The following is a 25,842-nucleotide window of genomic DNA, read 5'->3' on the forward strand; positions in this document are numbered from 1 at the left end:
TTACCCCCTTCCAGTCAGGAGGAGGGATTTAAACAGTTTCTGCTGATTGCGTTCGCCAACGGCTACTACCGTGGACTCTGCACTAATCACGACCTCCGGACCGGGGCTGATATGTTTTTTGTGATTCTTCTCTACAACGGCAATAACCGTTGCCCCTGAGTTTTGACGTACGTCCAGTTCACCAATAGATTTACCGATACATCCGTAGGATGGCTCGATTTTGTACCATTCAATAATCAGATCGTCAAACGTTACTTCAATATTTTCAAGCTGCTTTGGTTTATAGGTCAATCCACCAACGATGGCAGCAATCTGTCTTGCTTCATAGTCATCAAGTGTAATCATGGAGATGCTTTGGTCTGGATCATCGTACTCAAAATGGTACATTTCCCGGCGACCGTCATCGTGAATAATGACAATAATTTTATCTCCACTGCTCGTTTCAATCTGAAATTTCTTGCCGATTCCCGGCAAATCTGTTTCGCGTACATCCATGGATAGTATGCCTCCTTAAATTGAGGGCTGGCCACAGAAGACAGGCTTATTTCCCGAAAATAGAATGAACAGCTGCACTTAGGAACATTAAATGATGCGGGTAAACAGAGCCAGGGACTCCTGACACACAGCCTTGTGTTGTGAATTTTTAATGAAAATGGGGATAACAAAATAGTTGCTAACAAATAGGTGTTGCCAATGAGGCTGATCGATATCTAACATTTGCTAAAAGGGTTAAAAGTTATGCACAAGCACACCGTCTATCAGACAGAGGTGTCTCCATGCAAAGCAACCTAAAATACGATGTAAAGGCTAGTTAAGAGCGTTCACGTATTTTGGTGCTATAGGGGTGGGAGATACATACATACTGGTGAATTTGATGGGTAGCAGAAATAATCTGCGTTTAAACAGACAAATCAACGGTTTAAAGGGTAGACGCGGTGTAGGAATTCGCAGCATTAGCAACAAAGCGAGCACAAGAAAGACAGGTTTGTTATGCGTGACCGCAATCAACTTCGACATGACTTGTGGGTATTTGCGAATGGCAGGTTTCTGCTGAGACTCCAATGTGTGGACAAGCACTTCCTTGTTGGAAGTCGTCTCAACGGTTACCTCGACAGCGGATTCCGACTGCATCGGAATAGGGAAGGACAACGCTTGGAATACGCACAAAATGATAATAAAAGCGTAACGGAGTATTCTTGGTTGTTGTCTCATTTTGGCTTCCCCCCTTTTCCGTGAAACATACTGTTATAAAAATAATAACACATTTTTGTCTTAACTCCAAACAGATTGATAATATACTGAGAAATCATGACACGCTTTCCATCAATCCGCTTCGTATATCCCTATCAGCCTTGCCATATACTTTGAACAGGAAGGAAAGGAGTGATTCTTATGGAACTGTTCGCCGTATGGACCGATGTATCAGGGCAGGAGGAAGCGGATCAATTTTATCGTTGTGTGAAGGAAAAAACCAAAGGTTTACATATAAGCAAAAGAGGATTTCGGCTCACCTTCAAACATAATGACGGAAGAGCGGCCTGGGTATGCAGAGGCAATGAGAATCACGCTGACTTCCAGCAGTGGCTGCCTCAGATCAGTGATTTGCTTGCCACTGGACTTGCAGATTACATCATGGATACACGTGAACGTATTATGGTGGAAGAGATGATCTCAAAGGCCTGCTCAGTCATGGATGAACATGAGGTGGAGAAGGTAAATCGGATATGCATGCCTTTATTATTTAATGGGGACTTGGATCAGCCAGGCCTGCGAGAGCGTCGCCGTACCACTTTGGCCAATGGATTGAAGCAGGATTTGGAAGAGGTGCATTTTTTTCATCTTGAAGGCATTCTAAATTTCCGGATTCGGCCATATAAGCAGGAACTTCATGAGCTGGTAGAATATGCGCTGGATGAATTCTGGATGGATCGTCAATATGAAGAGTTTATGGGGCTACTCAAATATTTTGTGTTCTTTCAGGAGGCGAAAGTACCTCTTGTACATTTGATACACAAAGGTTTGCATGAATTTCAAGTATTGGATGCTGCGCTTAATGTGCTGCCCGTACAAAAGGATGAACAGGTCGTTGTAGAGATGCCTGGACTTGAATTGGAAATGGATATCGAAGACATGATCGTGAGTACGCTGATCTCCATCTCGCCTGAAAAGGTCATGCTGCATACACGCACTCCAGATCTGCCTATCATCTCTACGATCCGTCAGATCTTTGAAGACAAGGTGCAATTATGCCATCATTGCCCTGAGTGTGAAGTGCTGCGCTCCGGATTGTTGACAGGTCTTGACGCAAGTGATATCGGCAATTATAATAACTGTTGATCCATGATATTTATTTGAGGTTGTTATGGAACAATAAACAAAAGCGTTGACAAAGACAAGAACCATACGCACGGTCAGTGCAGAGAGAGGGAACTAGGCTGAAATTTCCTCCGGATGCCACGTTTGGTTTACCCCTTTGTAGCTGCAGTTTTGAAAATGGATATAAATATTGCCTCTATAATACAGGTAGTCATCCATGAGTAAGGATATGCCGGGTCATGCCCGTTACCGTCATGCCAATGAGGGCTGTACTTCCAATACGGATGAAGCAGCTGAATTAGGGTGGAACCACGAGAGTATACAACACTCGTCCCTTTGCCGGGACGGGTGTTTTTTGCGTTCCTTTGCAAAAATTGCAGGAACAGCAATAGATTATCCATCCATGATCATGTATGGACAGAGGTTGAATTTACAGGAGGAATGAGACAAATGGCAGTTAACATTAAACTACCCGATGGTTCGGTTCGTGAGTATGCCGACGGAAGCAGCATTGAAGATGTGGCCGCTTCGATCAGCAGCGGACTTCGCAAAAATGCCGTAGCCGGCAAACTGGATGGAATCGTGGTGGACTTGTCCACAACACTTCATGAGGGAGCATTGGTGGAGATCGTAACACTGGATTCACCAGAAGGCCTGGAAGTGATGCGTCATAGTACAGCTCACTTGCTCGCTCAAGCTGTGAAGCGTTTATATGGAAACAAAGAGGTACATCTCGGCGTTGGTCCTGTCATTGAAGATGGTTTCTACTATGATATGGATCTGGAACAACCTCTCAATCCCGAAGATCTGCAAAAGATCGAGAAGGAAATGGAACGTATTGTTAATGAGAACTTGCCGATTGTACGTAAGGAAGTTAGCCGCGAGGAAGCGATCAAAATCTTCGGAGAAGTGGGCGATCCTTACAAGCTCGAATTGATTCGTGACTTACCAGAAGACAGTGTTATCACTATTTATGAGCAAGGTGAATTCTTCGACTTGTGTCGTGGACCACACGTACCATCCACCAGCAAAATCAAAGTATTCAAACTGATGAATGTTGCCGGTGCTTACTGGCGTGGAGACAGCAAAAACAAAATGCTGCAACGTATTTACGGTACAGCTTTTGTGAAAAAAGCACAGCTTGATGAGCATTTGCACTTCCTGGAAGAAGCTCGTAAACGGGATCACCGTAAACTGGGTAAGGAACTCGAAATCTTCACATTCTCCCAACTGGTTGGACAAGGTCTGCCAATCTGGTTGCCTAATGGTGCCAAGCTGCGCCGGACGTTGGAGCGTTATATCGTGGATTTGGAAGAGAGCCTCGGATATCAGCATGTGTACACACCGGTGCTGGGTAATGTTGAATTGTACAAAACATCAGGTCACTGGGAGCACTATCAGGATGACATGTTCCCGAAAATGGTTATGGACAATGAAGAACTTGTTCTTCGTCCGATGAACTGTCCTCACCACATGATGGTGTACAAGTCCAGCATGCACAGCTACCGTGATCTGCCGATCCGGATTGCCGAGCTTGGCATGATGCATCGTTACGAAATGTCGGGCGCGTTGACAGGTCTGCACCGTGTACGTGCGATGACGCTGAACGATTCTCATATATTCGCACGCCCGGATCAGATCAAGGAAGAGTTCGCTCGTGTTATTGAGCTGATTCAAACGGTTTATAAAGATTTCGGCATTCACGAATATCGTTTCCGTCTGTCCTACCGCGATCCTCAGGATACCGAGAAATACTTCCAGAATGACGAGATGTGGGAAATGTCCCAACGCATGCTCCGTGAAGTTGTGGAAGAACTCAACCTTCCATTCTATGAAGCAGAAGGCGAAGCGGCATTCTATGGTCCAAAACTGGATGTTCAGATCAAGACAGCACTGGGCAAAGAAGAGACATTGTCTACCGTTCAATTGGACTTCCTCTTACCAGAGCGGTTTGAGCTTGAATATGTGGGAGATGATGGGCAGAAACATCGTCCGGTCGTTATCCACCGCGGTGTAATCAGTACGATGGAGCGTTTCACTGCATTCTTGCTGGAGAACTTTGCAGGGGCTCTGCCACTGTGGTTGTCTCCTGTACAGGCGAAGGTTATTCCTGTATCCGGCAACTTCGACGACTACGCACGTGAAGTGGAAGCGAAACTGAAACGTGCAGGCATCTCTGCTGAAGCGGATCTGCGTAACGAGAAGCTTGGTTATAAAATTCGTGAAGCACAGCTTGAGAAAATGCCTTACATGTTCGTCGTTGGTGAAAATGAACGTAATGCAGAGGGTGTATCTGTGCGGAAACGTGGAGAAGGCGACCTCGGCATGAAACCTGTGGACGAAATTGTAGCCCAGCTCAAAGAAGAGATTGCAACAAGACTGGTGTAATCCTGAATTGTGGGTTCTATAATAGAAAACCGTTTGAATCATATTGGAGTAAATCCAAGGGTTCAGACGGTTTTTTTTGTTGTTTTCTGGTTTTCTGACATCCGGTTTAAAAGCCTTAATAGGTGAAAAGTATAGAATTTTTTCATTTTGGAAAACCTTTGCAGTAAGGGGGAGGTTCTATAATGAAAAAGCAATTCTTAATTCAAAAGAAAAACATAAGGTTCATCATCTCTTGTTGTGTAATGTTCGCCGGAGTAGTCTTGGGCTGGAATCAGGTAGAAGCATATACCTTCGAAGAGGAAAATGAAGTCATGTATGTGGAGAATCAGCACAGCGAAACTTCAGGAGAGCTTGAAGGCGTACATTCTGAAACGGCAGTTTATGAATACAGCGATCAGGCTCAGCTCACAACCTTGGTCTATATGGGGTTTTTATGGTCTCCACAGCCTATTGTTATTCTACGGCCGGAAGTTCCGGAGAAGCAGACCGGAGTTGACCCATCCATGCCGGTGCTCGCTCCGCGTACAGAACAGGTGTTGGACACGCATAAAGTGACGGCTACCGGATACACTGCAGGTGTGGAATCAACCGGAAAAGGCCCAAAACATCCTCAATACGGAATCACGTATTCAGGTGTAAAGGTGCGCCGTGATAAAGAAACGGTCTCAACGATTGCAGCTGATCCGAAGCTGTTCCCACTGGGTTCCATTTTATATATTCCCGGTTACGGTTACGGCATCGTTGCAGACACGGGCTCGGCGATCAAGGGCAATAAAATTGATCTTTATTTCCCTACCACAAAGCAAGTGTATAAAGAATGGGGCAAAAAGGACGTCGAAGTACAGGTGATCAAACAAGGTGCTGGAAAATGCACTGAAAAAATGCTGGAAGAATTATCAGAAGCCATCGATGTGTACAAATCCGTACCCGATTCATGGCTGGACAAGGCCGTATAATGATGATGAATTTTAATACATGAATAACGCACGCGCACTCTTCACATAATACTCTCTGGGGACGAACCCCGCGTTGCAGACATGCAATGTAAATATGAAGAGAGAGGTGATCGTCGTGGCTAAGAAATCTCAAGGTTCACAAACGCCAAACGAGAAGTACAATGCAGAGTTTGGAGAAGAGAATGCAGCAAGCAAAGTGAAACAATCGCACCAAAACAAAGTGAAGGATAACTTCCAAACACCTGATGAAAAATACAATGCTGAGTTCGGTACTGAGAACACAGGCAAATCACAAAAGTAAATCAATGCACAGACACCTTGGAGTATTTCTCCAGGGTGTTTTTAATATTTTACATAAATACCCTTCCGTCTCGGTCTGGAGACTGAGATCAATTCCATCTGCCGCCGCTGTTAACCAATCCTTGTCTGATGTAAACTGGATACAGAATACAGACAAAGGAGACATGAGCGATGAAACGATCTACGCGGGACCGCTGGTGGGTTGGCATTCCTCTTATTGCGATTGGCGCAATAATATTGTTCAGGCAATTGGGATATGACATAGATATCGGATACATGTTCAGAACATATTGGCCGTTATTTTTGATTTGGTGGGGTGTAAAAGGTATAACCGAAATTCGGCGTAATGGGAGTCATGCATTGATTGGACCGGCCATTGTACTGGCGATTGGTGGATACTTCTTGGCACGCAATCTGGGGTGGATTGATTATTCCATGGGCGAGTTCATTCGCTACCTAATTCCGGTAATGCTGATTGGTGGGGGATTGTTCGTTCTGATCGGACCCCGTCGTCGTGACCGGAAACACCATGACCAAGTACCACCGCCTCCTCCACCGGAGCCACCTTATAAGCCATTGTCCCCTGAGGACCTGGAAATGCCGTCTTCGTTTGATGAACAGTTCGAGAAAACATTTGGCAAACCGGAACAGGAACACAAGAATGATTCACATGGCTCATTCTATACAGATAAGGAAGACCCTAAAACACACGGACATCAACACCATCATAAACATCAACATCAACATCATCATCACAAGCATAAAGGTTACGGTTCAAGTAAAAAGGAATATGGAACATTTGATAACGATGACCACTATGATGATGATCCGAATTACTATGGTGGCCATGGGAATACAATTAACAAATCGGCATTTATCGGTGATATGTATATGGGACAGGAAGTGTTCTCCCTGAAACCGATGAATATTTCGGCATTTATTGGCGATACGGTGATTGATTTGACGAAGGCGCAAATACCTTACGGTGAGACGAAAATTAACATTTCCTCTTTTATTGGGGATGTGAAGGTATTTGTTCCTGAAGATATGGATCTCGGTGTGACTGTGACGACAAACTCGTTTATTGGGGACATGTCGCTGTTAAATCAAAAACGGGGTGGATTCCTAAGCAGTGCTCAGGCTGAAACGGCGCATTATCGCGAAGCAGGAAAAAAAGTACGGATTGTCGTTAGTGTGTTTATTGGAGATGTCAAAGTGAACAAGGTGGGTTAACGCATGATTCGAACGATTCTCAAAGCAAATAAGTGGGAACTGATGATGTATTTTGCGCTGACCGGACTCATTACTTTGGGCGGGTTTTACTTGCTGTACGGGGAAGTGCTGATGGGAACAGGGCGTCAGCGTGCGTGGACCTATGTTGCTGTTGTACTCCTGGCTACCGTAATCACGGGCTATATTGCCGCCTTACGGCTTCAACGCAAGATTGATCTTCTGGATCTCAACATGCTGAAAGTGTCTAAGGGCAATCTCGCTGTTCGTATGCCTGAGGCAGATGATGCCTCCTTCGGACGGGTATATCAGGAATTCAATGTCATGATGGATTCGATTGAGAAAAAAATGAGATTGCTTCAGCGGCTTGGTGAGCAGGAAGTCATTGAAAAGGAACAGGCATCCGAACGCGCTGTGATTGAAGAACGAAAAAGGATGGCAAGAGATTTGCATGATACGGTCAGCCAGCAGCTTTTTGCCATGCATATGTCGGCTTCTTCCTTACCACGTTTGCTGGAGATGAATCCCGAGCATGGTAGCAAAGTGTTGGAGCAACTTATTCAGATGTCGCATATCGCACAGCGGCAGATGCGTGGGCTTATCGCTCAGCTTCGCCCAGTGGAGTTGGAGGGAAGGAATCTTGGCGAAGCGCTGGATAGCTGGTTCCCGGATTATTGCAGGCAGAATGGTTTAAAAGGAGTGAAAGAGCTGGAACTGGATGGCGGAATTTCCGATGCCATCGAGCACCAGCTGTTTCTTGTTATTCAGGAAGCGGTCGCTAATGTGGTAAAACATGCGGAAGCGGGTCTGGTCAGCCTGTCCATACGAGAGAGTGAACATCAGATCAGCATGAGCATTAGCGATGACGGTCAGGGGTTTTTGCAGCAAGCGGAACGGCCTGGTTCATACGGATTATCAACGATGCGTGAACGGGCAGAGAAGCTTGGGGGTCAGGTTCAGATTATATCGAAGCCGGGAGCGGGGACGACGGTGCGGGTATTCATCCCGAAATTCCCGAAAGAACCAGAGGGGGAAACGGAATGAGCGGAATAATAAATGTAATGATTGTGGATGATCATGATATGGTGCGGATGGGGTTAAAAACGTATCTTATGCTGGAGCCTACATTTCATGTGATGGGGGAAGCAGGTAACGGACAGGATGCATTGAATCAGCTGCGCAAGCTGGGAGAAAACGAACTGCCTGACCTGATCCTGATGGACTTGATGATGCCGGTAATGAATGGCGCGGAAGCGACACAAGCGATTATGACCGAATTTCCGGGGATGAAAATTGTGATGCTGACCAGTTTTCTGGAGGATGACCTTGTGGTACAAGCGATTGAAGCCGGTGCGGTCAGTTATGTGCTGAAGACAGTATCTGCTGAAGAGTTGATCTACGCTCTGCAAGGAGCATACCGAGGTATGCCTGTAATGACAGGCGACGTATCACAGGCATTGACCCGTGGCATCAGGCAGCGCACAGCAAGAGAGAACGAATCCGGCCTGACGGAACGGGAAAAGGAAGTGCTTTTGCTGATTGCAGAGGGCAAGACCAATAAGGACATCGGGGAAGAACTACATATTAGTATCAAAACCGTCAAAACTCATGTGAGCAATCTGCTGATGAAATGTGAAATGGACGATCGGACACAGCTGGCAATCTACGCTCATCGTCAGGGCTGGGTGAAGAATAAGGGTTAGAATGCAGATTTGGCGGGAAAAATGTTCTATAACAGCGTGCTTTTATCTCCTTTTTAATTGTTTTTAAGGTACGGTTAAGGTTTAAAGTACAAAATAAGGACAGTTAAAGAATATCTCTTGCGAAGAAGAGATTGGGAGGTAGAGAGGCATGGACGAACGTAATTACAGAGCGAACCGTCAAGACGAGGAAAATGAAACTAAACAAGCGGAGAATCGCAATTCATCAGGGACGGACGATTCCTCCTATTATTATTCTTACGGACCTTTTCAGTCCGTGAATCAGGAAGATACAGCAAGTCATAATGGGGAACATAATCAACGTGAAGAAGGAAATGTAGAGATTACAAGACCTGAACCCGTGAAGCCCGTACCTACTTACTACAGTAATTACAATAACGAATCATCTGATCAAGCTAATACGTCCTCCAGAGGGGGCGGCGGCAATGGTTCAGGCAACGGAGGAGATCAGGGGAACGGCGGCAAGAACAATGGGAATTGGAATTATAATAACCGTCGGCCACGTTCTTCCGTAAGATCGCTCCTGTTCTCTTTTATCGCCGGGATGCTGGTCATTACAGTGCTGATGTATACAGCGGACAGAACAAACATGTTTACACCACAGGAAGCACTGACAAGTGCAGACAATGAAAGCTCCAGTCAGTCATCTTCTCCTACTAACTCAGGCAGCAGCAATAACGTGACAGCGTCATTACTGCCAACGGGCAAAGAGGATGTATCCTCTGTAGTAACGAGTACAAGTCCGGCTGTCGTCAAAATCGAAACACTTGCCAAGCAGTCTACACGCAGCAGCAGCCAGGGTGGTTCTACGATGAGCGATCCATTGTACCAATACTTCTTTGGTAACGGAAGCAATGGTGGAACAGATAGCTACCAAGGCCAAAATAATCAGCAGCAACAGCAACAAAGCAGCAATCAGTTGGTTCCGCTCGGCATTGGTTCCGGATTTATTTTTGACAAAGAAGGCTACATCCTGACGAACCAACACGTGGTTCAGGGTGCAGATGTGATTCAGGTAACGCTGGAGAACAACAGCAAACCGTATGAAGCAAAATTGCTGGGAAGCAGCTTCGACCTTGACCTTGCCGTATTGAAAATTGAGAAAAACAGTGGCGATGATGCTTTCCCTGTCGCTCCACTGGGCGATTCTAACAGTACTCAAGTTGGTGAATGGCTTGTAGCTATTGGTAACCCGGAAGGATTTGAACACACAGTTACTGCAGGTGTGTTGAGTGCGAAAGAACGTACCATCAGCATTCCGGACGAAGAAACCGGCAAAACTCGTGAGTACAGCCACTTGTTACAAACGGATGCTTCCATCAATCCTGGTAACTCCGGTGGACCATTGCTTAACCTGAATGGTGAAGTCATTGGTATGAACGTTGCGGTTAGCGCGGATGCCCAGGGTATTGGGTTTGCCATTCCTTCGAGTGTAATCTCGGATGCGGTTAAATATTTGAAAGAAAATAAAGAAGTTCCCAAAGAGCCCGTACCGTTCATTGGTGCATCTCTGATGGCCCTTACGCCTGAAGTGGCTAAACAGATGGGAACGGATATCACTGAAGGTTCAGTTGTAGCCAGCACGATCTATCAATCCCCTGCTTACCAAGCAGACCTGCGTGCTTATGACATCATCACAGGTGCCAATGGCACAGCATACAGCACAAGTCAGGATTTGATTGATTTCATCAAGAAACAGGAAATTGGCAGTGAAGTGACACTGAATGTTGTTCGGGACGGTAAAAAAATGGATGTGAAACTCAAAATCGGCAACAAAAACGATTATGATACTACACAAACGACGGATCAACAGCAACAACAACCATAATGCCGAATTATGGGTTATAGAATAAGGTTTAGAAGAGCGGAAGGGTTCGAGGGCCCTTTCGCTTTTTTTGCACTATATTCGTTTGTACTCCATCAAGGTCTGACTCGCAAAGCAACAAGGTGTTTGGAAAGATGCAGATTGCGCTTTTGGCTGTTACAATAAGATTAAAACGTTAAGGGATAAAGGAGAAAGACCATGCGCTCAACTATTCTGATTGTTGATGATGATGAAAAAATCGTTTCCATGCTTCGGCGGGGACTTGCTTTTGAAGGATATGAGGTACAGACAGCTTCGAATGGGGCGGAGGGCCTCAGTAAGCTGATGGATAAAGAGCCGGATATCGTGGTTCTTGATGTCATGATGCCGCAAATTGACGGGTTTGAAGTATGCCGCAGACTCAGAGAAGCGGGGAGCAAAGTGCCCGTGCTAATGCTCACTGCCAAAGATGAAGTACAGAGCCGGGTAATTGGGCTCGATACAGGTGCAGATGATTATCTCGTGAAGCCGTTTGCGCTTGAAGAACTGTTGGCTCGTGTCCGTGCCTTATTGCGTCGTAAAGCGGATATAGCAGACACGCCTGATAATCGACTTATGTATGAGGATATTATTCTGGATAATGATTCTCGTGAGGTGTTGCGTGACGGTCAGCGTCTGGAACTGACTGCCAAGGAGTTCGAATTGCTGAATCTGTTCATGCAAAATCCGAAACGTGTGCTGTCCCGTGATCTGATTATGGATAAAATCTGGGGTTATGATTACAGTGGTGAATCCAATGTGCTCGAAGTGTATATTGCCATGCTCAGACAAAAAACCGAAGAATACGGCGGCAAACGTTTGATCCAGACGATCCGGGGAGCCGGCTATATTTTGAGGGGTGACTCCTGACATGTCCATTCGGTTAAGATTAACCGCGTGGTATTCAGGCATCTTGGCAGCCGTACTCATTTTTTGGGGAGTTGTGATCTACGCTTTTGTTTATTTTAATACGTATCAAGAAGTGGAACAGCAACTGAAAGATAAAAGTGAACGAATTACGAATCAGATTGGTGTCAATCCGCTCTCACAGTCGCTGGACCTGGACCCTTTTACGGAAAGTCAGCTTCAGGAAGCTCAGATATACATCCAGTTGTGGGACTACCAGAGCAGATCTGGTAAAATCTCAGGCAATATGGAGAAACTTCAGATTCAATTTCCCGTTGTGAAATCCAATGAGATTCAGAAAAAGCGTGGCATATCCAAGATCTATGTCAATGGGACCCCTTTCTTGGTGAATCAACAGCCCTTGTCTCTTCAGGGGACCAATGAAATAAGGGGGCTCCTTCAAGTCGGTGCCAATGTTAGTTCCCAGGAACGATTGCTGGAAGCTCTGCGAAATATTCTGGTTTTTGGCTGGCTTGTAGCGATGGCACTTGCCATTACTTCGGGTCTGATTCTGGCTCGTAAATCCATGCGTCCGCTCGTCAATGTGATTGATGCCGCCAATCAGATTCAATCCGGGGATGACCTTAGTGTGCGTATTCAATACACAGGTCCCAAGGATGAGATTGGGCGTCTGATTGAAACAGTTAATAATATGCTTGAACGAACAGAGCTGTCATTCCGCGGGCTCGAGGAGACGAATAAAGCTCAGCGCAGATTTGTATCTGATGCTTCACATGAGCTGCGTACACCGCTGACCACGATCCGTGGCAATGTGGATTTCCTTAAGAAGCTATGGGATCAGGAGAGCACGGACCGACCGAATCTGGACGAAGAAACGGTTAAACAAATGTCGCTTGAAGCGATAGAGGACATGGCGGATGAAGGCAAACGCATGAGCAGACTGATTAGTGACATGTTGTCTTTGGCCAGAGCCGATACAGGACAGAAAATCGAACTGAATCCGATCCCGTTGCAGATTCTGGTGCAGGAAGTGGCTCGCAGATCGCAATTCCTTGATCACCAGGCTGACTGGCGTCCAAGTGATCTATCGATTTTGAATGGCATTTATGTGAACGGGAGCAAGGACTATTTGCAGCAAATGTTGTTTATTTTTATCGAGAATGCTTTCAAGTACACTCCAGATGGCTCGGTTACGCTTGATGCAATACTTTATAAAGGTCAGGTGGGACTGCGCATCAGTGATACGGGCATAGGAATGGATCGGGATGAAGTTCCATTTATCTTTGACCGGTTCTATCGGGCAGATGAGTCGCGCGGTGCCACACCAGGTATAGGTCTGGGGCTGTCGATTGCCAAGTGGATCATAGAGGAACACCAAGGGTCTGTCGAGGTTGTAACCAGACGTGGAGAAGGAACGACCTTTATCATTTGGTTGCCGGTTGTCTTTGCTCCGCCTATCGAATAAGGTTATAATAGACAGGACTGCAATTACATCGGCTATCTTTGCCGAGAAAGAAAGCGGGTGGCAACCAAGTGGAAGTACTGCGAATTTCGCCGCGGGGATATTGTTACGGAGTTGTGGATGCGATGGTGCTCGCGCGCCAGGCGGCACGCAATCTGGACCTACCACGGCCTATTTATATATTGGGTATGATTGTGCATAACCAACATGTGACGGACTCTTTTGAAGATGAGGGCATTATTACACTGGACGGACCGAACCGGATTGATATTTTGAGCCAGGTAGAGAGCGGAACAGTGATCTTTACAGCCCATGGTGTATCTCCGGAAGTGCGCAAGATGGCACGTGATAAAGGTCTGACTACAGTGGATGCAACTTGTCCGGATGTAACCAAAACCCATGACCTTATTCGGGAGAAGACGGCTGAAGGGTATGACATTATCTATATCGGGAAAAGGAACCATCCAGAGCCGGAAGGTGCGGTTGGTGTTGCACCCGATCATGTTCATCTGATCGAGAAGGAAGAGGAGATTGACGGACTGAACGTACCTCCTGGCAAAATCCTTATCACAAATCAGACAACGATGAGTCAATGGGACATCAAACACATTATGAGCCGTCTTCTGGAGAAGTATCCAGGCGCAGAAATTCATAATGAGATATGCTTGGCTACCCAAGTCCGTCAGGAAGCTGTAGCGGAACAGGCAGGGCAGGCAGATCTGGTCATTGTTGTAGGTGATCCTCGCAGTAATAACTCCAACCGACTTGCACAAGTATCGGAGGAAATTGCGGGTGTAACGGCATATCGTGTATCAGATGTGGCTGAGATACAGCAGGAATGGCTAAAAGGTGTGAATAAGGTGGCGGTTACTTCAGGCGCTTCTACGCCAACTCCGATCACGAAGGAAGTCATCCTGTATCTGGAGCAGTATGAACATGACAAGCCGGAAACATGGGAAATCAAACGTACGGTGAATATGAGCAAGCTACTGCCTCCTGTAAGGGAAAAGACTCGTACGACGTAAACAAAACATTAATATAAGAATCTTGCAGCACAGAGCCGAATTCCGGTGACTGACTGTAGGATTCTTTTTTTTGAAGGGGATAAGAGTCGGCTTGACTGAAAAGGGTGAATATGTTATATTTACTTTAGTGGATAAAAGCTTAAAAGCGAACAAGCGTTTAAGTGAAGAAGAGTTTTGGAGATTAAATCAGACGCGCTTAGGCGCTCTCATACAAGGAAGGATGGGATTTATAATGATCGTTATTGCAGGTAAAGCTACTCCGGAGGAACATATTCAGGATATCGTCGCTACAATTGAAAAGGAAGGGCTTCAGGTTCATATCTCGCGTGGAGAGGACCGCACCATCATTGGTTTGATTGGTAAAGTAGAGCCGAAAATGGCTGAGCATCTCCGTCAAATGAAAGGTGTGGAGAATGTCGTCAAGATTTCGAAGTCTTACAAATTGGCAAGCCGTGACTTCCATCCTCAAGATACCGTAATCTCCATCAAAGGAGTAGATATTGGCGGCAAAGAACTCGTCGTTATGGGCGGACCTTGTGCGGTTGAATCAGCTGCACAGATTGATGAGATTGCCGGGCTGGTTAAGGCTGCTGGTGGACAGGTGCTTCGCGGTGGTGCATTTAAGCCACGTACAGGTCCGTACAGCTTCCAGGGAACGGGTGTTGAAGGTCTGATCATGATGGCTGAAGCAGGCAAGAAACATGACCTGTTGACCATTACAGAAGTCATGACGCCTGAATATGTGGATATTTGTGCCGAGTACGCAGACATTCTGCAAGTAGGTACACGGAACATGCAGAACTTCGATTTGCTGCGCAAATTGGGTGAGTGTGGCAAACCGGTACTGCTGAAACGTGGTTTCAGTGCAACTTATGATGAGCTGTTGAATGCGGCTGAATACATTCTTGCGGGTGGCAACCCGAATGTAATGTTGTGTGAGCGTGGTATTCGTACATTCGAATCCTACACACGCAATACGCTCGACTTGTCGGCCATCCCTGTTCTGCAGTCTCTCAGTCATCTGCCAGTCATTTCGGACCCAAGTCATGGTACGGGTCGCCGTGAGCTGGTTGAACCGATGACGAAGGCTTCTGTTGCTGCTGGTGCTAACGGCCTAATTATCGAAATGCATACGGACCCGGATAACTCCATGACGGGTGACGGTGTACAATCTTTGTTCCCTGATCAATTTGCCAACCTGCTTCAGGATCTGGAGAAATTGGCACCAATCGTGGGTAAAACATTCAACACAGCCAAACAACCGGCGGAGTTCTTTCCAGCACGAGTAGGCGTATAACTGATCTTCATAATATAGGTAATATATATCATCCGGGCATCTGCCCTGGCTCCGTTCGATGAGAATGAGGCTAGGACAAAATGTCCGGTTTTTATGTTATTTGGAGCCTTGAACGCATTTATTAATCATAGGTGATAAGAAACATTTATGATGTAATGTTATTCCCATAATTTAGGCTAAATATACCCCTGCTTTACCGCATTAAACCAGTTAAATATAGTTTATTTACGTTGTTAAGTGAAATCAATAGGTTTATAAAATGTTAGCATAGCTTACATAGTTGCAAAAAATACCTTACATAAGTATTGACGATGTCACATTTGAGATTTTATAATGACGACAGAAAAAAATTCGAATATGGACATTTTCTTAGCGGGGTTGTTTAATGTTCGGAATATTTGGGAGGACGAATACATGTCGGTTGAAAACGTATTGAAATCAATTCAAGAGAACAACATCGAGTGGGTAGATTTTCGTTTTGTAGATTTATCCGGTCGTGCGCACCACATCTCGTTACCAGCTTCGGCAGTTGACGCAGACACTTTTGTAAATGGAGTAGCCTTTGATGGTTCTTCTATTCAAGGTTTCCGCGGAATTGAAGAGTCCGATATGGTTATGATTCCAGATCCTGAAGCGACTTTTGTCGATCCGTTCACAGCACACCCTACATTGAATGTTATGTGTGATATCTTCACTCCGGATGGGGAGCGTTATGAGCGTGACCCACGCGGTATCGCAGTCAAAGCCGAAGAGTTCCTGAAAGAAAGCGGAGTAGGTACAGCAGCATTTTTCGCACCTGAATCCGAATTCTTCATCTTCGACGATGTACGTTATGAGAGCGGCACGAACAGCTCTTCCTATTTCGTAGATTCCGAAGAAGCTTCTTGGAACACCAACCGTAAGGAAGATGGCGGTAACCTGGGCTTCAAAGTTCGCACTAAAGGCGGATACGTTCCTGTAGCTCCAGTGGATACACAACAAGATATTCGTAGTGAAATGTGTCGCATTTTGGAAGAAGCGGGCCTGTCGATCGAGCGTCATCACCACGAAGTGGCGACAGCGGGTCAAGCCGAAATTAACTTCCGTTTTGATACGTTGAAGAAAACAGCAGATAACCTGCTTGTATACAAATACATCGTGCATAACACTGCACGTCAATATGGTAAAGTAGCAACATTCATGCCAAAACCACTGTTTGGTGACAATGGTAGCGGAATGCACGTTCACCAATCCATCTTCGATGGCGATTCCCCATTGTTCTATGACAAAGCGGGATATGCAAACCTGAGCGAAATGGCTCTGCACTACATCGGAGGCATTTTGTACCACGCACCAGCTCTGATTGCTTTGACTAACCCTAGTACGAACTCATTCAAACGTCTCGTACCTGGTTATGAAGCACCGGTTAACCTGGTTTACTCCAAAGGTAACCGTTCGGCAGCAGTACGTATTCCGGTTGCAGCTGTGACACCAAAAGGTTGTCGTATCGAGTTCCGTACACCGGACTCCACAGCTAACCCTTATCTGGCTTTCGCTGCAATGCTGATGGCGGGTCTGGATGGAATCAAACGCAAAATCAACCCAACTGAGCTTGGATATGGTCCACTCGACAAAAACATCTATGATTTGTCTGATGCAGACAAAGAAAATATCCGCAGTGTGCCAGCTTCCCTGGAAGAAGCGCTTGACGCTCTGGCAGCGGACAACGAATTCTTGACTGAAGGTGGCGTCTTCACGAAAGAATTCATCGAAAACTATATCAACCTCAAACGTGACGAAGCAAAAGCAGTGGCAATTCGCATTCATCCGCATGAGTACAGCCTCTACTTCGACTGCTAATCCAGTCGGAACAGAAACTGTTCCCAATGTAAAGCCTCCGGGACTCGCTCTCGGAGGCTTTTCCTTGAATTGAACGATGTAGTGCATTAACTTTGCAGGGTGATAAAGGAATTTGATAACCCTGATTCGCAGCTTCGGTGCTTATTGCCCTTGAAGCAGATAGGGAATACTGATATCATAGCGATAATATTCACTTCATATGTCAGCTACGGATGGAAAGGGCGGGGGATTTTGTGACAAAGAGAGCGTATAATTTTAATGCAGGACCTGCGGCGTTGCCACTTGAGGTTCTGGAGCGTGCTCAGGCAGAATTTGTTGATTTTCGGAATACAGGGATGTCGATTATGGAGATGTCTCACCGTGGAGCGGTGTACGAATCTGTACATAATGAAGCTCAGGAGCGTTTGTTGTCTCTGCTAGGCAACCCCAAGGGATACAAGGTCCTCTTCCTTCAGGGCGGAGCCAGCACTCAGTTCGCCATGCTGCCGATGAACCTGCTCGGGGAAGGGCAGACAGCCAGTTACGTCATGACAGGCAGCTGGGCCAAGAAGGCACTGTCTGAGGCGAAACTGATTGGGGAGACGCAGGTCGCTGCATCTTCCGAAGCGGATAAATATATGAAATTGCCGGATGTGTCGAATCTTAGCTTCCCGGATCGCACAGCTTATGTTCATTTGACGTCTAACGAAACAATTGAGGGAACTCAATTCAAGTCATTCCCGGATACCGGTTCAGTTCCACTTATTGCCGACATGTCGAGTGACATTTTCTGCAAACCGTTTGACCTTAATCAATTCGGCATGATCTATGCGGGTGCACAGAAGAACCTGGGCCCATCAGGGATTACGGTTGTTATTGCTCGCGAAGAACTGGTTAGTGAATCTCCTAAAACGATTCCGACGATGCTTCGTTATAGTACACATGTGGACAACAATTCTCTCTATAATACACCACCGTCCTTCTCCGTATACATGGTGAATGAGGTTCTGAAATGGATCGAGGAACAAGGCGGATTGGCTGGAATTGAACAGAAGAACGTGAAGAAAGCGGATTTGCTCTATAATGCGATCGATTCCTCCGGAGACTTCTACCGTGGCTGTGTAAATCCGGCAGATCGTTCCCTGATGAATGTGACCTTCCGCTTAGCTAACGAGGACTTGGAGAAACAGTTTATCAAGGCTTCGGAGCAAGAAGGATTTGTTGGTCTGAAAGGGCATCGGAGTGTTGGCGGCCTGCGTGCTTCCATTTACAATGCTGCTCCATATGAAAGTGTTAAAGCACTTACGGACTTCATGAGCCACTTCCAGAAGACAAATGGATAAATAACCTGGCAGCGAGTTGTGAATTCAAGCATTCACACTTGTGCTCTACCAGAGCCTTCCACATTGACGTGTGGAGGGCTTTTCTTTAAGATTAGAGAATTGTCGTTTACATGAAATGAAAAGGAGATTGAACACATATGGCTTTACATATCGTTTTGGTTGAACCGGAGATTCCAGCAAATACGGGCAATATTTCTCGTACATGCGCGGCTACCGGCACACATTTGCATCTCGTGCGTCCACTCGGATTCCGTACGGATGATGCCACACTGAAACGCGCGGGTCTGGATTACTGGCATGCCGTTCATATTGAATATCATGATTCGTTTGCCGAGGTTCAGGAACAGTATCCAGATGGGCGTTTTTTCTACGCAACCACGAAGGCAAAGAACCGTTATAGCGATTTTAAGTTTCAAGATGGAGATTTTCTGGTGTTCGGTAAAGAGACCAAAGGCCTTCCTCCAGAGTTAATTGCTGCTAATCCAGATACTTGTATGAAGATGCCAATGACAGGTGATGTCAGATCATTGAACTTGTCAAACTCAGCAGCAATCATTGTGTATGAGGCTTTGCGTCAACTTAATTTCCCGGGTCTTGATTAATCCAATTCGCGTATAAGTGACGGTTAGAATTCGCTAAAAAAACATTTTTCAAAAAAAAGGACAAAAAATGTTTATTTCCAGCAGGATTCGACAAAATCTTGGCGAATTAATAAACATAGTACAAATGTACCTAGAAATTTAGAGTAAGATAGGAGAGGTGTGCCGTAGCTATGAAGCCAGCTGGAGTCGTTCGCAAAGTTGACCAATTGGGTAGGATCGTATTGCCTAAATCTTTGCGTAAAAGGTATCAAATGAATGAGGGAGATCCTGTAGAGATCTTAGTACAAGGGGACCATATCATTCTGGAGAGATACCGTCCAAAATGTATTTTTTGTGGATCGATGGAAGAAGTCAATGAGTTCAAAGAGCGTTACATATGCGCACAATGTTTAGATGAAATGACCCAGCTTCCACAGCACGGGTAAAATAAAAAGTATCATGGCCTCTAAAGGTCATGATACTTTTTTTGTGTGGAAAAATCATGTCCACTTCCAATTTACCGGGATCAAACGAATGGATTCAGCTATTCGTGTTGTATTCCATCACCCAATATTTCTCCCCGGGTGTACCTTCTTCAATGACTTTTTTCCAACCCTGTCGTTCGTAAAAGCCAATTGCTTTATGATTATCAGATACACATTTCAATCGAACAGGCTGCTGCATAAGTGAAATTGACGCATCAAGTAAGCGTGAACCTGTACCCCCGCCGATAAAACAGGGATGGATAAACAGAAGGTGAATAAAGTTCTCGGGAAGATATAGCGAAGCGAAGCCGAGAAGCTGTCCTTCTTCATTTTCAGCCACGAGGATATATTCTTCAACGGTGTCTGTATCAAAATCCTGTAGGGACAGCTCTTCCGGCTTAGCCCAGTGGAACCGGGCACGTCGCGACTCGAGATAGATGATTCTCAACTCCGCATAATCTGCCTGAGTGGCTGCTCGTATAATCAAATGATCCCCTCCAGAATAGGCAATATATCTGACCATACATGATCAAGAATGGCTTGCATATTTTGTTCATCACTATTGATGGCAACGACGGACTCCAGCTCCGGTAGGACAACACATAGTTGACCATTGGCGCCATCAGCACGGTAAGCGTTATGGGAACATCTCCAGAATTGATATCCATAACCTTGTCCCCAGTCGCCGTCTCCTGGTGTAGGGATCTGTTGTGTTGTCGCTAATCGGATCCATTCCGCAGGAATGAGCTGCTCGCCGTTCCAGTGGCCCTCCTGAAGCAACAGTTGACCGAACCTGCCTAATTCCTCATTGGTGAGTTGCAGGCCCGCACAGCCCAATGTAATGCCTAAGGGAGAAGTCTCCCACTCTACATTCGTAATGCCCAGTGGCTCGAATAGCCGGGGAGTCAGATAGTCCTTAACGGTTTGACCAGAGGCAGCCTGGAACATGGCGGAGATCATAAACGTATCTGCACTGCTGTATGTAAACGTTTCACCAGGAACTCTGTTCAAAGGAAGGGACATGTAATATTTCGCCCAATCTTTCTCAGGAAGGGTGGCTCGCTCTTCTGCCCATAACACAGGTACGTCATGCCCCGATGACATTCGCAGCAAATCGTACAGGGTGAGGTCCGCAGGAGGGAAGGCTGTTAAATGGGAAGCAGGTGTTGGTGATGTGAAATAGTCTCCTAGTCTGGATTCAAGTGTAAGTGTGCCCGCATCCAAAGCAAGTCCAATCGCCATGCAGGTGAACGATTTGCTGACAGAATGCTGTAAGCGGCGCATATCGCTGGTGCGATCCCACGCTCCGATTGTAACCCCTTTCTGCAATACCCGAACAGAATGAACGTTTAACTGCTGCTCATCTATATGATGAACAAAAGAATTAATAATACTAGACATCTTAACATCCTTTCTAAAAAAGAAGAATTTTAACTGTTGGTGAAACGTTTCCGCAATCTGGATCAAAAATTAGAACTTATGTTAGTACAAACGAAGTTCAATGTCAATGAATAGGTGCAAACGGTTACTTAAAGGAAATTGTTTCAAATTAAAAGTGCCTTTTGACGCAAATTTTATCACAGAAAATCAGTTTTTTGAGAAAAAAGCGCGAAATTTGTAAAAAGGTTATTGACAGGGTTTGTACTTCGGGATTATGATTTATTCGAAACGATTCGAAGAAATCGCTTCCACGTAAAATGTGTTGTAATCAAGTCCAAGTAAATCAACGTTGGCTATGTTTTGAAACGATTCGAGAAAATCGTTTCGATAACCGAGCGAAATACGGGGGAATCACTGGAAGTTGCAACAAAAAGGCAGAGAAACAGAAGTTTACAGACAGCAGCCGACGATGAAAGGGGTTACATATGGCGCATATAACGATCGAAACCGGATCGCCTACGTTATGCATGAATACAAGCATACATGTAGTGTCCAGTGACTCCGGAGACACTTCAGGCGGTACGCTATATTTGCTGCATGGGGCAGGCGATAACGCAAGTACATGGCAACGTTTGACTACAATTGAAATGTATGCGCAACAATATGGCTGTACCATCATTATGCCGGAAGCGAACCGAAGCTATTACACCGATATGGAATACGGCCTGAATTACTTCCATTACATCACTCAGGAGCTGCCTGAATTCTGCAGGAGTCAGCTCAATCTCAATACAGACCCGGCAAAGACTTTCGTAGCCGGTCTATCCATGGGTGGGTACGGTGCATTGAAATGTGCACTGACATATCCCGAGAGGTACCGCAAAGCGGTGTCCTTATCAGGTGTAACTGATATTCAGACCCGGCTTCACGATCCGGAGATGCCATCAGGCATGATCAAGGAAATGAAAGCGGTTTTTGGAGAACGGTTACAGGTAAAACCTGATCAGGACCTGTACGCACTGTCTGCCAAGCTGTTGAAGCAAGGTGGAGATTTACCGGATATTCTGAGTTGTTGTGGTGACATTGATCCGTTTGTGGATATGAATCGCAAATTCGCGGAATACATGCAGGAAACGAATTTTGAGTTTCGGTATGTGGAGACACCGGGTACCCATGAATGGAGATTCTGGGAGCAACACCTGAGAACAATGTTTGATTTTCTGTATAACGACAAGACCAAAGTAGAGTGAGGAGATGCAATTTGAAACCTGCAGCCGAAGGACCTAGCAAAAAGCTGAAGGGAAACTTGAAAGGCAATTCGCTCTGGAGTGAAATCTGGAAGCACAGAATGACGTACACCCTGCTTATTCCAGGGCTCGTCTGGCTGATCCTGTTTGCCTACATGCCAATGGGTGGCCTGTCTCTTGCGTTTAAAGACTACAAGGCAAACCTGGGGATTTGGGGAAGCCCATGGAGCGGATTTGAGAATTTCAAATACGTTTTCCGGGATCCAACCTTTATTGACGCGGTATGGCGGACGCTGTACATCAACATTCTAAAACTGATTATTCAGTTCCCGTTCCCGATTATTCTTGCCCTGTTGTTGAATGAATTGCGGATGCGCAGAGGGAAAAAGTGGTTCCAGACGGTTCTTACGTTCCCTCACTTCCTTTCATGGATCATCGTATCCGGGGTAGTCATCAACGTCTTGGCTTATGACGGACTGGTAAACAGCGCACTTGGTTTGCTTGGATTGCCAACCATTAACTTCCTGGGTTCCGAGTCTAACTTTGTACCGATGCTGCTGTTGACGGATATTTGGAAATCAAGCGGATGGGGTGCGATTATCTTCCTGGCAGCCATTTCCGGTATTGATCAGGATCAGTATGAATCGGCGCAGATTGACGGCGCTTCCCGTATGCAGCAGATGTTCAAGATTACATTGCCAAACATACTTCCAACAATCACCGTCATGTTCATTCTGTCGGTTGGTGGATTGATGTCTTCCGGTTTCGACCAGATCTTCAACTTGGCAAATGCCGCAACTAAAAATGTATCGGAAGTATTGGATGTATATATCTATCGGATTACGTTCCAGTCCTCAACGGACTTCTCATTCTCGACAGCGGTCAGCTTGTTCCGTTCCCTCGTGAATATGGTCTTGCTGCTTCTCGCAGACAGATTTGCCAAGTGGCTTGGCGGAGACGGTTTGTTCCGATAAGAGAGGAGGAAAAATGAAATGAGTAAGAAGTCTAACAAAAAACCGAGAATTGGTACAGAAAAAATGACATTTCTCGATTACATTATTTTCGCCATTTTACTTGTGCTTGCTCTGATGATTCTGATTCCGTTCTGGAATGTCATCATGATCTCGTTCGCAACACAAAAAGAATATGCTGACAATCCATTTTTGATGTTCCCTAAAGAATGGACATTGGATTCCTATAAGGCGTTGTTCGCTGACGGAACGATTCTGTCGGGGTACAAAAATACAATTATTTTGCTAGTCATCGGTTTGCCACTCAGCTTGTTCCTGACAACAAGCATGGCATATGGCCTTAGTCGCAACAAATTTCCGTTCAAGAAATTTCTCTTTTTCCTAGTACTGTTCACCATGATCTTTAATGGTGGTATTGTACCGCTGTACCTGATCATGAAATCACTTCACCTTACAGGTACGCTGTGGTCCGTTATTCTGGCGGGAAGCTTTAGTGCTTTCAACATGATTCTGATGATGAACTACTTCTATACCTTGCCTGAATCGCTGATGGAATCGGCGAGATTGGATGGAGCAGGAGAGTGGAGAATTCTGTTCTCAGTTGTTCTTCCGCTGGCTACACCAATTATGGCTACAATCACATTGTTCTATGGTGTGGCGTACTGGAACAGTTGGTACGATGCGATGATATTCCTTCGAAAAGCGGATCAGTTACCGCTCCAGAATGTACTCAGAAACATTATCGTCACTTCCCAGACGAACGCATCCAATGCATCCAGTGTGGATGCTGCCCAAGCAAGCAATTTCTCAATGGGTATGAAGATGGCGGCAGTATTTGTCACCATGGTACCAATTATGTGTTTCTTCCCAATGCTGCAAAAACACTTTGCCAAAGGGGTATTAACAGGGGCTATCAAGACCTGATTATACGTATAGGATTTTGCATTAAAATTCTACTAAAAAACATGGGGGTAAAACATGAAAACGAACAAAAAGTTGTCAGTAAGAGCTCTCTTTGCCATCACGCTTAGTGTAGTTATGCTGATGGTGACCGCTTGTTCCAGCCAAGGAGCTTCAGGTGGTAACGAAAAAGATGCAGAGGGAAATTACAAAGACAACCTGACCATCTCAGTAGCTAACCTGACAGAAATTAAAAACGGGAACTTGGATAATGACTTCCACAAGTTCTGGACAGACAAGTTCAATGTAACATGGGATTACAACTATATCGATTGGGATTCATGGGGCGAGAAGCTTCGTCTGTGGATCAACTCTGGCGATTTGCCGGATGTAGCAGTATGGAACTACGTGCATGGCGATGCCATGAACAGTATTGATCAAGGCCTGTTCTACAAATTCCCGGATGACTGGAAAGAACGCTGGCCTAACGTGGCAGCAGCCTACAAGTTGACCGGTCTGGGAGACAAGCTGGAAGAACTGACGGGTGGAACATACGTCCTGCCAAGACCAATCTATTTCGAGAACAAACCTGCTGACCCATTGACGAACCAAATTGGTGTCATTGCGCTTCGCAAAGACTGGGCTGAAGCGGTTGGTTTCGAACTGAAAGATGCATATACAACTACTGAATTGAATGAATACGCTGAGCTTGTGAAAGAAAAAGATCCAGGCAAAGTGGGCAACAAACTTGTACCTCTGTCCTACAATGCGGCAGATGCCATGACGAATATCATTATGCCGAACAGTGTGCATGCCATGACTGACTCTCCGTTCTATAAAGGAGAAGATGGCCAGTTCCACTGGGGACCATCAGATCCTGAAACTCTGACAGGACTTAAATTGATGCAAAAAGCCTACAAAGATGGCTTGCTCAATCCTGAGTTCTACACATGGAAAAACAATGAAGGTCAAAACAACTTCAAAGTAACAGGTACAGCTGCAGTAACAAGTCTGGGCGGACTGGCTTCGTACAGACAAGGTCTGGATTCCGATATGAGAAAGAATCTGGGTGTAGATAGTGATGACCTGGTACACACAGCAATCGTATTGGGCGATGATGGGAAATACCGCAACATGGAGCAAGCGAACTTCTGGTCTGCATTGATCTTCAATCCGAACATCAGTGACGAGAAATTCGAACGGATCATGGATCTGATCGACTACTCGACTACCAAAGAAGGACAACTGCTCATCAACATGGGCTTCGAAGGTAAAGATTGGAAATATGATGAAAACAAAGAACTGGTTAGCTTGCTGCCAGAAGGAACTGTTCTGGAAGACAAATACCCAGCACGTTTCGAAGGTCTGTACCTGCTGGGTGACGACTTCAGTGTTGTAAACCCTGCAATTAAAAAGGATTACCGTGATAGAGCTGTGAAGCTGTTCGAGGAAAAAGCAAAACTCGGTACAGAAGGTCAGTCACTCGCAACATACGACTGGGATATCAACCTGTACGATTCCAAAGCTAAAAGTCAGGCTTCATTCGACTACCAGAATGAATATGCCAACTTGATCCTCAAAAATGGAGATCTTGAAGCGAACTGGAAAGAATGGGTAAACAGTAAAATGTCCCTGGTTCAACCTTATCTGGATGAACTGAACAAAGAATTCAAGTAATCATTCAGTAATTAGCAAGATGGGATATGACAGGT

At 45.6% G+C, this 25,842-nt stretch carries 25 protein-coding genes; 21 read left to right on the forward strand and 4 right to left on the reverse strand.

Annotation, left to right across the window (positions count from 1 at the left end; all coding sequences use genetic code 11):
- Both PTQ21_RS14360 and PTQ21_RS14365 read right to left on the reverse strand, forming a co-directional pair.
- Positions 1-495, reverse strand: a complete 495-nt coding sequence (locus tag PTQ21_RS14360; RefSeq protein ID WP_053780467.1) for a cation:proton antiporter regulatory subunit — start codon at positions 493-495, stop codon at positions 1-3.
- A gap of 312 nt (positions 496-807) precedes the next feature.
- Entirely contained in the window at positions 808-1,212 is a 405-nt protein-coding gene (locus PTQ21_RS14365) for a hypothetical protein (RefSeq protein ID WP_063564231.1), read from the reverse strand.
- A gap of 180 nt (positions 1,213-1,392) precedes the next feature.
- Between PTQ21_RS14365 and PTQ21_RS14370 the strand changes: the two genes are divergently transcribed.
- The 17 genes from PTQ21_RS14370 (at position 1,393) to PTQ21_RS14450 (ending at position 19,593) form a co-directional block, all read left to right on the forward strand.
- On the forward strand, positions 1,393-2,337 hold the full coding sequence (locus PTQ21_RS14370; protein WP_064639434.1) for a putative sporulation protein YtxC: 945 nt from the start codon (positions 1,393-1,395) through the stop codon (positions 2,335-2,337).
- A 196-nt stretch (positions 2,338-2,533) separates the two neighbouring features.
- The gene (locus tag PTQ21_RS14375) at positions 2,534-2,761 is read left to right on the forward strand and encodes a hypothetical protein (protein WP_063564233.1); all 228 of its coding nucleotides are present in this window, start codon (positions 2,534-2,536) and stop codon (positions 2,759-2,761) included.
- 5 nt (positions 2,762-2,766) lie between these two features.
- Positions 2,767-4,704 carry a threonine--tRNA ligase gene (thrS, locus tag PTQ21_RS14380; protein ID WP_063564234.1) on the forward strand — a complete coding sequence of 646 codons (1,938 nt, stop codon included), beginning with the start codon at positions 2,767-2,769 and terminating at the stop codon, positions 4,702-4,704.
- A 422-nt stretch (positions 4,705-5,126) separates the two neighbouring features.
- Complete coding sequence (locus tag PTQ21_RS14385) at positions 5,127-5,660, forward strand: 3D domain-containing protein (protein WP_083584755.1); 534 nt, start codon at positions 5,127-5,129, stop codon at positions 5,658-5,660.
- A 115-nt stretch (positions 5,661-5,775) separates the two neighbouring features.
- Positions 5,776-5,961, forward strand: coding sequence for a hypothetical protein (locus PTQ21_RS14390; protein ID WP_063564337.1), 186 nt, complete (start codon positions 5,776-5,778; stop codon positions 5,959-5,961).
- Between the two features lie 170 nt (positions 5,962-6,131).
- Positions 6,132-7,193, forward strand: a complete 1,062-nt coding sequence (liaF, locus tag PTQ21_RS14395) for a cell wall-active antibiotics response protein LiaF (protein WP_079696551.1) — start codon at positions 6,132-6,134, stop codon at positions 7,191-7,193.
- A gap of 3 nt (positions 7,194-7,196) precedes the next feature.
- A complete protein-coding gene (locus PTQ21_RS14400) occupies positions 7,197-8,234 on the forward strand; it encodes a HAMP domain-containing sensor histidine kinase (protein ID WP_079696552.1) in 1,038 nt (345 codons plus the stop codon).
- Positions 8,231-8,893 carry a response regulator gene (locus tag PTQ21_RS14405; protein ID WP_072734028.1) on the forward strand — a complete coding sequence of 221 codons (663 nt, stop codon included), beginning with the start codon at positions 8,231-8,233 and terminating at the stop codon, positions 8,891-8,893. The genes PTQ21_RS14400 and PTQ21_RS14405 overlap by 4 nt, the downstream gene beginning before the upstream one ends.
- 148 nt (positions 8,894-9,041) lie before the next feature.
- Positions 9,042-10,739 (forward strand): S1C family serine protease, encoded by a 1,698-nt coding sequence (locus PTQ21_RS14410; protein ID WP_090808685.1) that lies wholly within the window; start codon positions 9,042-9,044, stop codon positions 10,737-10,739.
- Between the two features lie 195 nt (positions 10,740-10,934).
- Positions 10,935-11,624, forward strand: a complete 690-nt coding sequence (locus PTQ21_RS14415) for a response regulator transcription factor (protein WP_063564239.1) — start codon at positions 10,935-10,937, stop codon at positions 11,622-11,624.
- A gap of 1 nt (position 11,625) precedes the next feature.
- Complete coding sequence (locus PTQ21_RS14420) at positions 11,626-13,086, forward strand: sensor histidine kinase (protein ID WP_274570319.1); 1,461 nt, start codon at positions 11,626-11,628, stop codon at positions 13,084-13,086.
- A 68-nt stretch (positions 13,087-13,154) separates the two neighbouring features.
- A complete protein-coding gene (locus tag PTQ21_RS14425) occupies positions 13,155-14,108 on the forward strand; it encodes a 4-hydroxy-3-methylbut-2-enyl diphosphate reductase (protein ID WP_163759640.1) in 954 nt (317 codons plus the stop codon).
- Between the two features lie 232 nt (positions 14,109-14,340).
- The gene (aroF, locus tag PTQ21_RS14430; RefSeq protein WP_063564242.1) at positions 14,341-15,405 is read left to right on the forward strand and encodes a 3-deoxy-7-phosphoheptulonate synthase; all 1,065 of its coding nucleotides are present in this window, start codon (positions 14,341-14,343) and stop codon (positions 15,403-15,405) included.
- A gap of 414 nt (positions 15,406-15,819) precedes the next feature.
- Entirely contained in the window at positions 15,820-17,244 is a 1,425-nt protein-coding gene (gene glnA / locus PTQ21_RS14435; RefSeq protein WP_063564243.1) for a type I glutamate--ammonia ligase, read from the forward strand.
- Between the two features lie 212 nt (positions 17,245-17,456).
- Positions 17,457-18,566, forward strand: a complete 1,110-nt coding sequence (gene serC, locus PTQ21_RS14440; RefSeq protein WP_170867852.1) for a 3-phosphoserine/phosphohydroxythreonine transaminase — start codon at positions 17,457-17,459, stop codon at positions 18,564-18,566.
- A 137-nt stretch (positions 18,567-18,703) separates the two neighbouring features.
- Positions 18,704-19,168, forward strand: a complete 465-nt coding sequence (gene trmL / locus PTQ21_RS14445) for a tRNA (uridine(34)/cytosine(34)/5-carboxymethylaminomethyluridine(34)-2'-O)-methyltransferase TrmL (protein WP_064639422.1) — start codon at positions 18,704-18,706, stop codon at positions 19,166-19,168.
- A 170-nt stretch (positions 19,169-19,338) separates the two neighbouring features.
- Positions 19,339-19,593, forward strand: coding sequence for an AbrB/MazE/SpoVT family DNA-binding domain-containing protein (locus PTQ21_RS14450; protein ID WP_024629045.1), 255 nt, complete (start codon positions 19,339-19,341; stop codon positions 19,591-19,593).
- A 94-nt stretch (positions 19,594-19,687) separates the two neighbouring features.
- Here the strand turns inward: PTQ21_RS14450 and PTQ21_RS14455 are convergent, their stop codons facing one another.
- Together PTQ21_RS14455 and PTQ21_RS14460 are read right to left on the reverse strand one after the other, a co-directional pair.
- On the reverse strand, positions 19,688-20,119 hold the full coding sequence (locus PTQ21_RS14455) for a GNAT family N-acetyltransferase (protein ID WP_274570321.1): 432 nt from the start codon (positions 20,117-20,119) through the stop codon (positions 19,688-19,690).
- A complete protein-coding gene (locus PTQ21_RS14460; protein ID WP_090808690.1) occupies positions 20,116-21,033 on the reverse strand; it encodes a serine hydrolase domain-containing protein in 918 nt (305 codons plus the stop codon). The genes PTQ21_RS14455 and PTQ21_RS14460 overlap by 4 nt, the downstream gene beginning before the upstream one ends.
- Positions 21,034-21,497: 464 nt before the next feature.
- Between PTQ21_RS14460 and PTQ21_RS14465 the strand changes: the two genes are divergently transcribed.
- From PTQ21_RS14465 to PTQ21_RS14480, 4 genes are read left to right on the forward strand one after another with little or no spacing between them, the layout of a single operon-like run.
- Positions 21,498-22,262 (forward strand): alpha/beta hydrolase, encoded by a 765-nt coding sequence (locus tag PTQ21_RS14465; protein WP_274570322.1) that lies wholly within the window; start codon positions 21,498-21,500, stop codon positions 22,260-22,262.
- A gap of 11 nt (positions 22,263-22,273) precedes the next feature.
- Positions 22,274-23,233 (forward strand): ABC transporter permease, encoded by a 960-nt coding sequence (locus tag PTQ21_RS14470; RefSeq protein ID WP_063564249.1) that lies wholly within the window; start codon positions 22,274-22,276, stop codon positions 23,231-23,233.
- Positions 23,234-23,251: 18 nt separating this feature from the next.
- Positions 23,252-24,154 (forward strand): carbohydrate ABC transporter permease, encoded by a 903-nt coding sequence (locus tag PTQ21_RS14475; protein WP_063564250.1) that lies wholly within the window; start codon positions 23,252-23,254, stop codon positions 24,152-24,154.
- A 54-nt stretch (positions 24,155-24,208) separates the two neighbouring features.
- Positions 24,209-25,807 carry a type 2 periplasmic-binding domain-containing protein gene (locus tag PTQ21_RS14480; protein WP_063564251.1) on the forward strand — a complete coding sequence of 533 codons (1,599 nt, stop codon included), beginning with the start codon at positions 24,209-24,211 and terminating at the stop codon, positions 25,805-25,807.
- The last annotated feature ends 35 nt before the right edge of the window (positions 25,808-25,842 follow it).

The organism is Paenibacillus marchantiae (assembly GCF_028771845.1).
Classification (GTDB): domain Bacteria; phylum Bacillota; class Bacilli; order Paenibacillales; family Paenibacillaceae; genus Paenibacillus; species Paenibacillus marchantiae.

Coding starts and splice junctions, on each gene's coding strand:
- glnA (WP_063564243.1), top strand. CDS start 15,820: ATGTCGGTTGAAAACGTATTGAAATCAATTCAAGAGAACAACATCGAG.
- PTQ21_RS14360 (WP_053780467.1), bottom strand. CDS start 495: ATGGATGTACGCGAAACAGATTTGCCGGGAATCGGCAAGAAATTTCAG.
- PTQ21_RS14365 (WP_063564231.1), bottom strand. CDS start 1,212: ATGAGACAACAACCAAGAATACTCCGTTACGCTTTTATTATCATTTTG.
- PTQ21_RS14460 (WP_090808690.1), bottom strand. CDS start 21,033: ATGTCTAGTATTATTAATTCTTTTGTTCATCATATAGATGAGCAGCAG.
- thrS (WP_063564234.1), top strand. CDS start 2,767: ATGGCAGTTAACATTAAACTACCCGATGGTTCGGTTCGTGAGTATGCC.
- aroF (WP_063564242.1), top strand. CDS start 14,341: ATGATCGTTATTGCAGGTAAAGCTACTCCGGAGGAACATATTCAGGAT.
- PTQ21_RS14480 (WP_063564251.1), top strand. CDS start 24,209: ATGAAAACGAACAAAAAGTTGTCAGTAAGAGCTCTCTTTGCCATCACG.
- PTQ21_RS14410 (WP_090808685.1), top strand. CDS start 9,042: ATGGACGAACGTAATTACAGAGCGAACCGTCAAGACGAGGAAAATGAA.
- PTQ21_RS14450 (WP_024629045.1), top strand. CDS start 19,339: ATGAAGCCAGCTGGAGTCGTTCGCAAAGTTGACCAATTGGGTAGGATC.
- PTQ21_RS14465 (WP_274570322.1), top strand. CDS start 21,498: ATGGCGCATATAACGATCGAAACCGGATCGCCTACGTTATGCATGAAT.
- serC (WP_170867852.1), top strand. CDS start 17,457: ATGGAAAGGGCGGGGGATTTTGTGACAAAGAGAGCGTATAATTTTAAT.
- PTQ21_RS14400 (WP_079696552.1), top strand. CDS start 7,197: ATGATTCGAACGATTCTCAAAGCAAATAAGTGGGAACTGATGATGTAT.
- PTQ21_RS14475 (WP_063564250.1), top strand. CDS start 23,252: ATGAGTAAGAAGTCTAACAAAAAACCGAGAATTGGTACAGAAAAAATG.
- trmL (WP_064639422.1), top strand. CDS start 18,704: ATGGCTTTACATATCGTTTTGGTTGAACCGGAGATTCCAGCAAATACG.
- PTQ21_RS14405 (WP_072734028.1), top strand. CDS start 8,231: ATGAGCGGAATAATAAATGTAATGATTGTGGATGATCATGATATGGTG.
- PTQ21_RS14385 (WP_083584755.1), top strand. CDS start 5,127: ATGGGGTTTTTATGGTCTCCACAGCCTATTGTTATTCTACGGCCGGAA.
- PTQ21_RS14415 (WP_063564239.1), top strand. CDS start 10,935: ATGCGCTCAACTATTCTGATTGTTGATGATGATGAAAAAATCGTTTCC.
- liaF (WP_079696551.1), top strand. CDS start 6,132: ATGAAACGATCTACGCGGGACCGCTGGTGGGTTGGCATTCCTCTTATT.
- PTQ21_RS14420 (WP_274570319.1), top strand. CDS start 11,626: ATGTCCATTCGGTTAAGATTAACCGCGTGGTATTCAGGCATCTTGGCA.
- PTQ21_RS14375 (WP_063564233.1), top strand. CDS start 2,534: ATGAGTAAGGATATGCCGGGTCATGCCCGTTACCGTCATGCCAATGAG.
- PTQ21_RS14370 (WP_064639434.1), top strand. CDS start 1,393: ATGGAACTGTTCGCCGTATGGACCGATGTATCAGGGCAGGAGGAAGCG.